The 14,181-nt window shown below is 53.1% G+C and carries 9 protein-coding genes; 5 read left to right on the top strand and 4 right to left on the bottom strand.

Annotation, left to right across the window (positions count from 1 at the left end; translation table 11 throughout):
* Positions 1-103: 103 nt before the first annotated feature.
* Positions 104-817, bottom strand: a complete 714-nt coding sequence (locus OES20_16625; GenBank protein MDH3636325.1) for a class I SAM-dependent methyltransferase — start codon at positions 815-817, stop codon at positions 104-106.
* Between the two features lie 118 nt (positions 818-935).
* Here OES20_16625 and OES20_16630 point away from each other — a divergent pair, with 118 nt between their 5' ends.
* Positions 936-2,411 carry an aldehyde dehydrogenase gene (locus OES20_16630; GenBank protein MDH3636326.1) on the top strand — a complete coding sequence of 492 codons (1,476 nt, stop codon included), beginning with the start codon at positions 936-938 and terminating at the stop codon, positions 2,409-2,411.
* 12 nt (positions 2,412-2,423) lie between these two features.
* Here OES20_16630 and OES20_16635 read toward each other — a convergent pair whose 3' ends face one another.
* A complete protein-coding gene (locus OES20_16635; GenBank protein ID MDH3636327.1) occupies positions 2,424-3,263 on the bottom strand; it encodes an ATP-binding protein in 840 nt (279 codons plus the stop codon).
* The gene (gene ettA / locus OES20_16640) at positions 3,263-4,936 is read right to left on the bottom strand and encodes an energy-dependent translational throttle protein EttA (GenBank protein MDH3636328.1); all 1,674 of its coding nucleotides are present in this window, start codon (positions 4,934-4,936) and stop codon (positions 3,263-3,265) included. The genes OES20_16635 and ettA overlap by 1 nt, the downstream gene beginning before the upstream one ends.
* Positions 4,937-5,162: 226 nt before the next feature.
* Between ettA and OES20_16645 the strand changes: the two genes are divergently transcribed.
* Together OES20_16645 and odhB are read left to right on the top strand one after the other, a co-directional pair.
* The gene (locus OES20_16645; protein ID MDH3636329.1) at positions 5,163-7,988 is read left to right on the top strand and encodes a 2-oxoglutarate dehydrogenase E1 component; all 2,826 of its coding nucleotides are present in this window, start codon (positions 5,163-5,165) and stop codon (positions 7,986-7,988) included.
* 33 nt (positions 7,989-8,021) lie between these two features.
* Positions 8,022-9,254, top strand: coding sequence for a 2-oxoglutarate dehydrogenase complex dihydrolipoyllysine-residue succinyltransferase (gene odhB, locus OES20_16650; GenBank protein MDH3636330.1), 1,233 nt, complete (start codon positions 8,022-8,024; stop codon positions 9,252-9,254).
* An 11-nt stretch (positions 9,255-9,265) separates the two neighbouring features.
* Here odhB and OES20_16655 read toward each other — a convergent pair whose 3' ends face one another.
* On the bottom strand, positions 9,266-11,263 hold the full coding sequence (locus OES20_16655) for a DUF1631 domain-containing protein (GenBank protein ID MDH3636331.1): 1,998 nt from the start codon (positions 11,261-11,263) through the stop codon (positions 9,266-9,268).
* A gap of 152 nt (positions 11,264-11,415) precedes the next feature.
* Here OES20_16655 and rlmKL point away from each other — a divergent pair, with 152 nt between their 5' ends.
* Positions 11,416-13,596 carry a bifunctional 23S rRNA (guanine(2069)-N(7))-methyltransferase RlmK/23S rRNA (guanine(2445)-N(2))-methyltransferase RlmL gene (gene rlmKL / locus OES20_16660; GenBank protein ID MDH3636332.1) on the top strand — a complete coding sequence of 727 codons (2,181 nt, stop codon included), beginning with the start codon at positions 11,416-11,418 and terminating at the stop codon, positions 13,594-13,596.
* Between the two features lie 10 nt (positions 13,597-13,606).
* The coding region (gene mnmH / locus OES20_16665; protein MDH3636333.1) for a tRNA 2-selenouridine(34) synthase MnmH at positions 13,607-14,181 on the top strand (575 nt) is incomplete at its 3' end.

Here is a 14,181-nt window from a genome sequence, read left to right on the forward strand (position 1 = left end):
AGTCGATGGCTAAAGATTCGCACGTGATTGAACACATTTCAAGCGCTTCAGTAGCCTCTCCGACCTTAAACACGGCCACAGATAATGATTTTTGCGGTATTCATCACATTTTTCTGGCCCAGGCATAGTATCCGGAAACCTGTAATTCGCTGGTGGGACGTCTGAAAAAACGGGTACCTATTCGATCAAGCCACCGCGATGGTTTCATACCCAGATGGGTTTCGACACGTTTCTTCCAGCATTTATGCAGGTTGAAAATAGACGAGTAGGGTCCTCGAATCGAATACAGGGTGACCTCGGAAAAGTCTCGCAGTAACCAGGCCATACCGTCCCGGCTGAAGCGGTAGCAATCGGTAAACCTGAGGTCATGTGGTGCGTGGTAGCGAAACAGGAATGGCAGATGCAGCAACAGGTAACCACCGGTTTGCAGCAATTTGTGTATTTCCTGGACAGCTGCGAACGGATCGTATACGTGTTCCAACACCGAAAGACAAACCACGCCATCATAGCGTTCGTACTTCAGCCTGCTCGGGGCACAAATATCATCGATAATATCGGCCAGCGGCTCACCGGCGTTAATCTCCATGGTTTCGATCTGTCCTCGCTCGAAGAGTTTGAGCTTGTCGCGGGTTGACTGGCCGACGTCGAGAATCATGCTGCAATTAGCCGCCATCAGGTTCAGCTTACTGGTTAACAGAGCTTCGCAATCGTAGGCAAAGCTGTGATCGACAGTGACACGACGAATGGCCTCGAGGTGTTGCGCCATGGCCGCCTCGGCAACCGGGTTACGCTGATTAAGAATCGGCTTTTTACTCATGCGTTTTACTTTGCAGTTGGTTTGTCAGGTGCATACTAGCGTTATTTGCTGGAATTCGCTTTTATACGATGGCAATTAACGCTAATCTTGGAGCCGGCCACAGATCGGGAATACGACTATGAAACACTACCAAATGTACATCGATGGCGGATGGTGGGACGCATCTGACGGAGCACAGCTCGAGTCGGTTAACCCTGCCACTGGTGCGGTTTGGGCGACGGCAGCAATCGCCGGTGACACCGAGGTGAACCTCGCCGTGGCGGCGGCCAAACGCGCGCTGAACTCGGGTCCCTGGGCGGGTATGAATGCGACACAACGTGGGAAACTGCTGCGTCGCCTCGGTGATTTAATCGCGGAGAATTCTGCGATGCTGGGTGAAATCGAGACCATCGATAGCGGTAAGTTGGCCAGGGAAACTCGTGCCCAGACTGGCTATGTTTCGGATTACTATTACTACTACGCGGGCCTTGCCGACAAGATCCAGGGTGCAACATTGCCGATCGACAAACCCGAAATGCATGTATACACCAAGCGCGTTCCGATCGGAGTGGTTGCCGCGGTAGTGCCGTGGAACGCACAAATGTTTTTGACCGCGACCAAGCTGGGACCGGCGCTGGCGGCTGGCAACACGGTGGTGTTAAAGGCCTCGGAAATGGCGCCGGCGCCGATGTTCGAGTTCGCCAGGATCGTCGATGAAGCCGGATTTCCACCGGGCGTGGTAAACGTCATCACGGGTTACGGTGAACCCTGCGGCCGGATGTTAACCAGCCATCCGGACGTGGCCCGGGTCGCGTTTACCGGCGGCCCTGATACTGCACGTCATATCGTGCGCAATACCGCCGAAAATTTTGCCGTGGTATCGCTGGAACTGGGTGGCAAATCGCCAATTCTGGTTTTCGACGACGCCGATCTCGAGGGCGCCGTGAACGGTATTATTGCCGGTAATTTCGGGGCCACCGGGCAGAGTTGTGTTGCCGGATCGAGGGTATTCATCCAGTCTGGTATTCGTCAGCAGATCCTCGAAAAACTGGTTGAACGCGCAGGCCAGATCTGTATTGGCGATCCCCTCGCAGATGATACCCAGGTCGGACCCCTGTGTACGCGCCAACAGCTCGATCATATCAGCGAATCGGTTGACGATGCGGTTAAGCAAGGAGCCACGCTGTTGTATGGAGGTAAGCGCCCTGAGGGATTTGATGAGGGCTGGTATTACACCCCCACCATACTGGACTGCCCGCACCAGGATATCCGCACCGTGCGCGAAGAAATGTTTGGTCCGATTATGTCAGCATTGAGTTTCGATACCGAAGAAGAGGCGATCGAGATGGCCAATAATTCCGATTTTGGCCTTGGGTCGGGCGTTTTCACATCCAATGTGGCACGCGCAATTCGCGTTTCGGATGCTATTCATTCGGGCATTGTCTGGGTCAACACCTACCGTGTTATCTCGCCGATCGCCCCGTTTGGCGGATTCAAAAACAGTGGCCCCGGACGGGAGAGTGGCGTCGATACAATCTACGATTACACCCGCACTAAAACGGTCTGGATCAATACCTCGACTGAACCGATGGCTAATCCGTTCATTATGCGGTAATTGCGCAGGTCACTACTTGAGGCTCTGCCAGTAGGCCACGAATTGTACCGCGATACGTCCGCTACGTGAGCCTCGCTGGGTCGCAAAACGCAGCGCTTCGGCGCGTGCGTCTTCTGTCATTTTCAAGTCACGGGCTTTCAAGGTTTGCTCGACGACCGCCAGATACTGTTCCTGGGTGAATGGGTGGAACGACAACCACAATCCGAAACGGTCGGATAACGAGATTTTTTCCTCGATGCTGTCGCTTGGATGTAACTGCCCGTCGACCATGGTGCTATCGAGATTGTCCTGCATCGACTCGGGCATCAGGTGACGTCGATTCGAGGTCGCGTAAATGATGACATTATCTGGCTGGAGTTGCAGCGATCCCTCGAGACAGGCCTTGAGCGCCTTGTAGGAATCGTCATTGGCTTCGAACGATAAATCATCGAGGTAGATGATAAATTTACGCCCGTCACTCGCAAGGTGGCGGATTACGTCGAACAGCTCTCCCGTTGCCGCCTTCGGTATTTCAACAATGCACAACCCGCGGTCCTTGAATTCATTCAGTTGTGCCTTGATTAATGATGACTTGCCGGTGCCGCGCGCACCCCATAACAGGGCATTGTTGGCATCCTTGTTGTCGAGGAACTGGGCAGTGTTACGCAGCAGCAGGTTTTGCTGACGCTCCAGATGCAAGAGTTCGGATTTATCGACCTGGTCATATTGCGAAATCCCGTCGAGGCCACTGGCAGACCAGCGATACGCACAATATCCCGGTTCGGTGCTTATTTCGAACTGGTCGGGAAGCATTTTTTCGACCCGATCAAGTAAACCATCGAGGCGTTTCAAAAGTTTGTCGGTATCAGTCATCAGACCTCGAGCTTCTTGTATTTGATCCGGTGCGGTTGATCAGCATCCTGGCCCAGCCGTTGCTTACGATGGGACTCATACTCCGTATAGTTGCCTTCGTAAGTATAGACCTCGCTGTTTCCCTCGAACGCAATAATATGGGTAGCAATGCGGTCAAGAAACCAGCGATCGTGAGAGATGACGACGACGCAACCCGGGAAATCGAGGATTGCCTCCTCAAGTGCCCGCAGGGTTTCGACATCGAGGTCGTTGGTGGGTTCGTCCAGCAACAACAGGTTACCGCCACTCTTAAGCAGCTTGGCGAGATGCAGGCGATTGCGCTCGCCACCGGAGAGATCCTTGACAAACTTTTGCTGTGCGGCGCCGCGAAAGTTGAAGCGTGATACGTAGGCTCGCGACGGAACTTCGTAGCTGCCAACCACGATGTTATCGAGTCCGTCTGAGAGTTCTTCCCAAACGGTCTTGCTGCCGTCGAGATCATCACGAGATTGATCGACATAGGCTATTTGTACCGTCTCACCAATCTTGATCCTGCCTTCATCGAGCGTTTCCTGGCCGACGATGATGCGAAACAGAGTGGTTTTACCCGCACCGTTGGGACCAATGATGCCCACGATGCCGCCGCGAGGCAGTTTGAATTCCAGGTCCTGGTAAAGCAGCTTGTCACCATAGGATTTTTTGCCGCCCTCGATTTCAACCACGACGTCACCGAGTCGAGGCCCGGGGGGGATATAGAGTTCTCGGGTCTCAGAGCGCTTTTGATATTCCTGCGAGGATAGCTCTTCGAACCGCTTCAAGCGTGCCTTGCTTTTCGACTGTCGACCCTTCGGGTTCGCGTGCACCCATTCGAGTTCCGCCTGCATCGATTTCAGGCGCGCCTTTTCGGAGCGTTCCTCGTGTTCCAGCCGTTTCTGTTTCTGCTCGAGCCAGGACGAGTAATTTCCTTCCCAGGGAATCCCGTGACCGCGGTCGAGTTCGAGAATCCAGCCGGCGACGTTATCGAGAAAGTAGCGATCATGCGTAACGGCCACCACGGTCCCGGGGAAGTCCTTGAGAAAGCGTTCCAGCCAGGCCACGGATTCTGCATCCAGATGGTTAGTGGGTTCGTCCAGGATCAGCATATCGGGATTTGACAACAGCAAGCGGCACAGTGCGACGCGCCGCTTTTCACCACCCGATAGATTATCGACGGCCGCATCCCAGGGTGGCAAGCGCAGTGCGTCAGCGGCGACGTCGAGCTTGCGGTCGAGGTCCCAGGCACCCGCAGCATCGATTTTTTCCTGCAACTCGGCCTGCTGTGCCAGCAACTCATTCATTTCATCGTCGGACATGGGCTCGGCAAACTTCATATTAACTTCGTTAAACTGGTCAAGCAGAGACTTGGTCTCGGCTACCCCCAGTTCGACGTTGCCGCGCACGTCCAGGCCCTTATCGAGCTCGGGTTCCTGGGGCAGGTATCCAATCTTGATTCCGGTTTGCGGGCGCGCCTCGCCGTTATGTTCGGTGTCGACGCCAGCCATGATGCGCAGCAGCGTCGATTTACCGGCGCCGTTATAGCCCAGTACCCCGATTTTCGCGCCCGGGAAAAAATTGAGCGAAATATTCTTCAGAATTTCGTTCTGCGGGGGCACCACCTTGCCGACTCCGCTCATGGTATAAATGTATTGCGCCATGCATCTTGTCCAGGTTCAGAATTGGCGTATTCTAACAGCGCTTAAAAAATTAAAAACAACTTCGTGGAGGCAGGGAAGGAGGTGCCCATTGATATTGACAAAGCGCTCGTTTCTTCGCATGGTAACGCTGCTGAACTTTTAACTTCTCAATACCCCGACTTCGGCTATTATGTGGTACATCAAACTCGCTAAACCATCCGACGAAACAGCCCAAAGGTAAGCCGCCATGAGCATGAAAGAAATGCAGCAACAAAGTTATCTTCACGGGATCAATGCTGCTTTCATCGAGGAACTCTACTCGAGGTACCTGAAAGACGAAAACGACGTCGACGAAAACTGGCGCAGTTGGTTCGCGGAGTTAAAAAATGGTGGGCTGACACCCGACCAGGATCACATCGAAATCCAGGCACAGATGAGATCCGCTGTATTGAACAAGCGGCGTGGTAACGGCATTAGCGCTGCCGAACTGCATCATCACGACGACAAGCAGCTCAGGGTATTTCAATTAATCAACGTTTACCGCGTCAAGGGGCATCAGAAAGCGCGACTGGATCCGCTGAACCTGGCCAGAATACCTGAAATCAAGGATATGACGCTTGCCGGCAACGATTTGTCCGAGGCGGACCTCGACACGGTATTTAGTTCCGGGTCTTTATTCGGGATCGAGGATGCACCGCTGCGGGAGATAATCGACCGTCTGGAGAAGATCTATTGCCGGACAATCGGTCTCGAGTACATGCATATTGAGGACCGCGCAGAAAAGCGCTGGATCCAGGTGCAGATCGAGACCACGTTGGCGAAACCCAATTTCAGGGAAGGGCGTCGTAATCGGATTCTTGACCGAATTATTGCCGCGGAGAATCTCGAAAAGTACCTGCATACCCGCTATATCGGGCAGAAACGCTTTTCGCTGGAAGGTGGGGAATCGCTAATCCCGATCGTGGACCGGGTCGTGCAGCAGGCCGGCGTCACCAACACGCACGAGGTCGTCATCGGCATGGCCCACCGCGGGCGCCTGAACGTGCTCACCAATATTTTTGGCAAGATGCCGAGTGACCTGTTCGATGAATTCGAGGGCAATATCGAGCTCGATGAGCGCTATAACTACGATGTTAAATACCATCAGGGTTTTTCTTCCGATATTTATACCGATTCCGGACCCATGCATCTGGCGCTAGCTTTTAATCCGTCGCATCTCGAGATCGTGGATCCCGTGGTGGAGGGCTCGGTGCGTGCCCGCCAACGCCGCCTCGACGACCGCAATACCAATGACGTACTGCCGGTTCTGATTCACGGCGATTCGGCATTCGCTGGCCAGGGCGTGGTCATGGAAACTTTCAACATGTGCGAAACCCGGGGTTATAAAACCGGTGGTACGATACATATCATCGTCAACAACCAGATCGGGTTCACGACTAGTAATCCGCGCGATATGCGTTCCTCGTTTTACTGTACCGAGGTTGCGCGCATCGTACAGGCACCCATTTTTCATGTGAACGGTGACGACCCCGAGGCCTGTGTTTTTATTGCCGAGATTGCGGTCAAGTATCGTGAAACCTTCCACAAGGATGTCGTCATCGACATGGTTTGCTATCGTCGTTACGGTCATAACGAGGCCGATGAGCCAGCGGTTACCCAGCCCTTGATGTACCAGGCAATTCGAAAACATCCGCGGCTGGCCGAGTTGCACGCGGAACGCCTTATCAAGGAAGGTTTTACGACGCGCGAAAAAGTCGACCAGATGATTGCCGATTACCGCCGTGCCCTGGACGAGGGTGGTGCGGTTGCGTTGAATGTCATTTCGGGCCTGGAACCAATGGCGGCGCGCGACTGGGCGGGTTTAAATGAAGGTGATGTCAATACTACTCCGAATACCGCGGTCGATGCAGACAGTATCCAGCGACTGGGTAACCGCATCCTGACACTGCCGGCGGGTTTCAAACTCCATCCACGGGTAGCCAAAATCATGGAGAACCGGCAGAAGATGATCGATGGCGAAATTCACGGCGACTGGGGATTTGCAGAAAATCTGGCCTACGCGACGCTGCTTAATGATGGTTATCGTGTGAGGCTTTCAGGACAGGACAGTGAGCGGGGTACTTTTTTCCATCGTCACGCTGCGCTACATGATCAGAATACCGGCGAAATCTACAAGCCCTTGAAGCATATTGCCGGGGATCAGCCGCGTTTCGAAGTCATTAATTCGTTTTTATCCGAAGAGGCGGTACTGGGTTTCGAGTATGGCTATGCGTCGACGGATCCTCACTCGCTGGTGATATGGGAAGCCCAGTTTGGTGACTTCGCCAATGGTGCACAGGTCGTTATCGACCAGTTCATCAGCTCGGGTGAAATGAAGTGGGGTCGACTCAACGGGTTGGTGATGCTGCTGCCCCATGGTTACGAGGGCCAGGGCCCGGAACATTCATCGGCACGTATTGAACGTTACCTCGAACTGTGCGCGCAGCACAACATGCGCGTGGTGCAACCCACGCTACCTGCGCAAATCTTCCACCTGCTGCGCAGCCAGATGGTCTGTGGTTTTCGCAAGCCGTTAATCGTCATGAGCCCGAAAAGCTTGTTGCGTCACGAGCGTGCAGTATCGCCGCTGAGTGCCTACAGTGATGGCGAGTTCATGAAGATTATTCCCGAGATCGACGAGATTGATGATGCCAAGATCAAGCGCCTGATCCTGTGTAGTGGCAAGATTTACTACAAGCTGTACGAAACGCGCGAGCAGCAATATGACCACGGCACCGCGATCGTAAGAATCGAACAACTATATCCGTTTCCGAAGATGGATCTCAAGGCAATCCACGAGCGCTACCCGGCACTGGAAAATGTAGTCTGGTGTCAGGATGAACCGCGCAACCAGGGGATGTTCCGTGAGTTCAAGAGTAGACTGAACGAGATTTTTACCCCTATACAGGTACAATACGCGGGCCGCATCTCGGCTGCCTCACCCGCGGTAGGTTACATGGCCCTGCACCAGAGCCAGGAAACCAGGCTGGTTAAAGAGGCCTTTGAAGCCGATTACTCGGATAAACTCGATTAACAAAACAAGCAAGAAATAACACTGGAGCGAGCAATGCAGGTAGAAATCAAGGTACCGGCACTACCGGAATCGGTAGCCGAGGGAACCCTCGGTGACTGGCACAAGCAGGTTGGAGACAGTGTCGCCGTAGATGAGAATATCGTTGATCTTGAAACCGACAAGGTGGTGCTCGAAATTGTTGCTAGTAAGGCCGGGGTGATTGAATCGGTTGCCTTTGAATCGGGTGCCACGGTAAAAAATGGTGATGTACTTGGCGTTATCAATACCGACGGCGCCGCGGCCGCGCCGGCCAGCGCAGCACCGGTAGCGGAGAGTGCCGGGACAGGTGAAGCGGATGTTGTCGAAGCAGATGCCGGAGATAGCAGTGCGGCAAGCCGGGCGAGTCCTGCGGTACGTAAGTTGCTCAGCGAACATAATCTGAACGCTGACGATATTCAACCGACCGGAAAAAAAGGCGCGATCCTCAAAGCCGACGTCGAGCGCTATTTGCAGCAACAGCAAAGTACCGCAAAAACCAAAGCGCCTGCTGTTAGTACGCCAACGGCACCGCCCATTCCAACCAGCGGCCGCAACGACCGTAGGGTACCCATGAGCAGGTTGCGTTCAAAGATTGCCGAACGTCTCAAGCAGGCCCAGAACACCGCGGCACTGCTGACAACGTTCAATGAAGTCAATCTCAAACCGATGATGGATGCGCGTGCTCAATATCGGGATGCGTTTGAAAAAGCACATGGCGTCAAGCTCGGTATGATGTCCTTTTTTACCGGTGCTGCGGTCGAGGCACTGAAGCGTTTTCCTGCGGTTAATGCGTCTATCGATGGTGACGATATCGTCTACCACGATTATTTTGATATCGGAATCGCAGTCAGTTCGGATCGTGGCCTGGTGGTTCCAATTCTGCGTGATGCCGATCAGATGAGTTACGCCGAGATCGAGAAATCTATCCGCGATATGGGAATGCGTGCGCGCGAAGGCAAGCTGGGTATCGAGGAATTAATCGGTGGCACTTTCAGTATCACCAATGGCGGGATATTCGGTTCAATGCTATCGACCCCAATCCTGAATCCACCGCAGTCGGCAATCCTGGGAATGCATTCGATCCAGCAGCGACCGGTGGTGGTTGATGGGGAAATCGTGGTACGACCGATGATGTATCTCGCGTTAACCTATGACCATCGCATCATCGACGGCAAGGAAGCGGTCCAGTTTCTGGTTACGATCAAGAGTGTGCTGGAAGATCCAGCCAGGCTGCTACTCGGAGTGTAGCGGGTTCGAGACTACAGGGATTTCATAAAGCTGAACTGGGTTTTTTCCGAATCTTCCGAACCGGAATCCATCAGCGCGACATTGCCCGATTCAAACTGTTGTCCTAGCGCATTCGCGTCGATTTCGCAAATCCGATTGCCATCGCGATCGATGAAGATAAACAGGCTCGAGTCTTCTGCTTTCCAGGTTACCTTAGCCAGCACTTTTTTACCTTCATGCCTCATGCTGACCCAGTCGCCGGTTGCAAGCACTTCGACCTGGTTGATTTTCTTGGGTTTTTCAGGCTTAACCGAATTAAAGGCGCTGAGCATTTCTGCCGGAACCTGAAAAATACCGGTTTGCATCATTTCGTCAAACTCGGTGGTATCGTCCATCGTGTCGAAGGACTGGGCAGACAGCGAACGCGTCCGTCGTTTGGCCTGGATGATATTCTGGGCCGTTTCCTCTGTTACTTTTTGTTGCTCGAGCTTGAGGTAGTCGCGCAATGATTGCTGTAATGACTCGGCCAGTTTCAGGCTGCGCATGGCACGGTGCAGCGAATGAGCCACGTTTGGCAACACTTTGAGTAATTTCGCCTGCTCTTCCGGACTCGACTTCGGTATCAGCGACCAGACCTGTTTCTTTACCATCGAAATGGTTTTGTTCCAGGTCTCGGAATCCATTCCCTCGCGCAACGCGATCTGCACCATCAGCGGCAGCCAGACTTTTTCGAACAGGATCAGCCGGGTGCCCTGAATCTTGAGGGGCTGAGTGAGTTCATGAAGCCGCTCTTTAACTGCAGGCAATACCTTGTTGGTTGCCTCCAGTTTGCGAGCCTTACGGATTGCTGTTTCGTTTTCCTTAACAAAGGATTGATAACCTTTGAGCATCTCGATGTAATTGTCGGCCGTGATGACCTTTCCGTTTGCCATCTCGTCAATGTATTCGCGAATGTAGCGAATTCCTGAAAACTCGGGATTGCCGTTTTTGGCAATTTCGACTTCACTACTGATAATGCCGTCGAGCAGGCGCCGTGCCGGATTGCTGGAGCGACGCAGGAAACCATCCTCCTGGATCGCGGTTACGAACACGAAAATTTGCAAGCGTGCCAGCTGCTGCTTGACCGGCGAGGGCAAATCCTCGTCTTCGAATATCAGCTTGAACATCTGGGTGAGCTGATCGATCTGTTCATCGTAGTCGTCGAGCGCATAGCGATTGAAGCGTTGTTTCAGTTCCGGAAACAGATTTTTATAATTGCTCGAGGCACTGCGCGATTTATCCTTGAATCCTTCTAGTAATACGAGCAAGCTGGTACTTTGGTTGGGTTTGAAAGATTGCGGTGGTTCAAACTCGCTCAAGCCATCGATGCTGCGCAGGTGAATGCGAGCAATCGGAAGCTTCGGCTGCATGCCGGAGTCATATAAAAACTGATCAATACGTCGGTAAGTCGGACCCAGAGCTTCGATAAACCGATCTGCAAACAAATGGTACAGGGCAATCTTGTAGTTAACTTCGAGATTGAGACTGTCGATCGCATACTGAAAAGACTCACACAGACGTTTTACCTGCAGCGGATTGTCGTAAACGCTGGCACGAGACCGCTTTATGCAGGTCTGCAGGCGTTTCAAGATCGTGCGATCAAATTCCTTGAAAGCATCAGCATAGCGAGATGTGATTGCCTGCAGTTCGTTGATCTCGGCAGTATCATTTGCTCCTGAAAGACCAATTCGTTGCCAGTCACTGGCGCTATTTTTACCTGACTTCGATGAATCGGTGGATTTGAATTCGGTAAAATACTTGTTCATCTGAAACACGAAGGCTGAGCAGATGATACGTTGCTTACGCTTGATCAGTTTGATCATGCGGGCGCCGTCCTGGTCAGAGAGGCTCCAGCTATGATAGTCCCCGCCACTATCGATCATGCGCACCAGCATAGCGGTGATCAGTTTTTTACTGATACTGCTGGTTTCTGCGAAGACATCCTGACCTGATTTCGAGGCCGAATCCTCGCGCTGTTTTGAAGCTGTCATCCGGGTTGTGTTTCAAAGCGGTTTAGAACCCATAATATAGGTCAAAATATGTGTAAAATCCTGTCTCTGTTTTCATTAAAATTCGTTTTCCAACAGTTTTGTGACATAAGGCGTAAAATCGTTCCCCTGTGGTACCCACAAAATTACCGTCGATGCAAAATCTGAAGCTATTTGTAACCGGCCATAAGGGCTTCGAAACCCTTTTGTTTCATGAACTGCGCCAAATCGTGGTGGCGCCGGGCGCGACTTTAAAAAAGCGTTACGGCGGGGTCGAAATTAACGCCGGCATTGAGGCTGTTTACCAGGTATGCCTGCATTCCCGACTTGCTAATCGCGCGTTTTGTGAGCTTGGCCAGACCCGGGTGGAAAACGAATCGCAACTTTACGAAGCCGTATACGGGCTGGATTGGAGTTCGCATCTGAATGTGCAGGACAGTATTGCGGTATCAGCGACCTTGTCGTCTTCCAGGCTTGATCATGGCCAGTTTGTTGCGCTAAAAACAAAAGATGCGATCGTCGACCGGTTTCGGGACGATTGTGGTAGCCGGCCTGTGGTCGCAAAGAAACAGCCCGATATTCAGGTGCATGTCAACGTTCACCGCAACCAGGCGACCATCAGTCTCGATTTATCGGGGGAAAGTCTGCATCGTAGAGGTTACCGCCTGCAGCACTCCGGCGCCCCGTTGAAGGAGCATCTTGCGGCTGCATTACTGGTGCAGTCAGGCTGGAGCGATCCAGAGAACCCCGTGACACAGTTGGTTGATCCCATGTGCGGCTCGGGCACCTTTGTGATAGAAGCGGCGATGATGGCTGCTCATATTGCGCCCGGTCTCGAGCGACCTTATTTTGGTTTTCTAAAGTGGTTACGACACGATGCGCAACTATGGCAGCAGTGTATCGACAGCGCACGCCAGTCGGTCGATCTTCACCGCGATGTAAGAATCTACGCCAGCGACCACGATACTGCGGCACTGGATATAGCCCGCGCCAATGCAAAACGCGCCGGCGTCGAGGACCTCATCGAGTTTTCTCACCAGCAGGTTGGTGACCTGGAGCTGCAAACCTCGCAGGGAGATACCCTGGTCATATGCAATCCACCCTATGGACATCGTTTACAAAGCGAACAGGACCTGGCCGAACTCTACGGTGATATCGGCCTGGCCGCGCAGCGCCTGGCTCCCGCAAGGCTCGCGATATTGTCGGCTAATCCCGATTTACTGCACCGACTGAAATTAAAACGAATCCGCAGAAAGGATGTCAGGAATGGCCCGCTCGATTGCCTGTTCGCAATTTTTGAAACAACCGGTGGAAAAGCCACCGTAAATATCGCGCCTGCGTCGAAAAATGTCGCGGATGAGATTGCCGTGCCCGTGCGCAATCGGCTGGCGAAGAACGCGAAACATATACAACGCTGGGCAAACAGGAATGGTGTCAGTTGCTATCGCCTGTACGATGCGGATCTACCCGAGTTTGCATTCGCACTGGATCATTACCAGAGTGAAATCTCGGCCGACGTCGAGTGGTTTCATCTGCAGGAATACCAGGCGCCGGCCTCGATCGAAGCGGATAAGGCGGAGTACCGCATTCGCGTTGCGATCGGCGTCGTCAAAGACCTGTTTTCAATTCCCGATGATCGATTGTTCTGCAAGATCCGTAGCCGCCAGCGTGGTTCAGGGCAATATCAGAAACTCGATCACCGCGGCGAGTTTTTCCAGGTTCGTGAGGGCGTGGCCTCATTGCTGATCAACCTCAGCGATTACCTTGATTCGGGACTGTTTCTTGATCACCGCCCAACACGCGATAGAATTTACCGCATCGCGCGTGATAAATCGGTGCTCAACCTGTTCTGTTACACCGCCGCTGTCGGGGTGCAGGCGGCCCTCGGCGGTGCCAGCTCGGTGATGAACATTGATTTGTCGGCGACCTATCTCAAGTGGGCCCGGGAGAATTTTTTATTGAACCGGCTTGAGGATGAAGAGCGCTACCGTTTTTTACGTGCCGATATCGTCGAATTGCTGGCAAACCCTGACCGGTTTTCGTTACCGCGTAACCATGATGTGATATTTTTGGATCCACCCTCGTTTTCAAATTCCAGCAACATGCAGCAAACCCTCGACATTCAGCGAGACCATGAAAAACTAGTCAAATTGGCGATGAAGCTGTTGGCCCGCGACGGATTGCTGCTGTTTTCGACGAACCGTCGGGGCTTCAAGCTCGCGGACGGAATCCGGCAAGACTTCGAGACGCGTGATATAAGCCACTTGACCGTGCCGGAGGACTTTAAGCGAAATCCGAAAATTCATCGCTGCTGGGAAATACGGTACCGGGCCTGACAGATCGATCATGCGAGAAGACACCAGCGACTACCGTCCGCTTTTTTTGAACGACTTGCCCTTGATGGACGTGCGGGCTCCGGTTGAATTCAGCCAGGGTGCCTTTCCGGCGGCGAGTAATATTCCGTTGCTTGATGATCAGCAGCGTGAACAAATCGGGATTCGATACAAGCATGCTGGCCAGGAGGAAGCGATCCGTCTCGGACTGGAACTGGCAACACCCGATATTCGCGCGCAACGCCTGAAGTCATGGGCCACGTTTTGCGATGCCAATCCGCAGGGTTATCTCTACTGTTTTCGAGGAGGTTTACGTTCGCGAACCACCCAGCAATGGCTGCACCAGCAGGGCATCGACTATCCGCTGGTGCGCGGCGGCTACAAGGCAATGCGTCGATTTTTAATCGATGAACTGGAACAATCTGTGAAGCAGGTGCCGCTGGTTTGTGTCAGCGGACTGACCGGGGCAGGCAAGACAAGGGTATTACGTAAAATCCGGCATCACGTTGATTTTGAAGGCCTCGCCAATCACCGTGGTTCGGCCTTTGGGCAAGATGTTTTCGACCAGCAACCCTCCGTTATCGACTG

It is taken from the genome of Gammaproteobacteria bacterium (assembly GCA_029862005.1).
Classification (GTDB): Bacteria; Pseudomonadota; Gammaproteobacteria.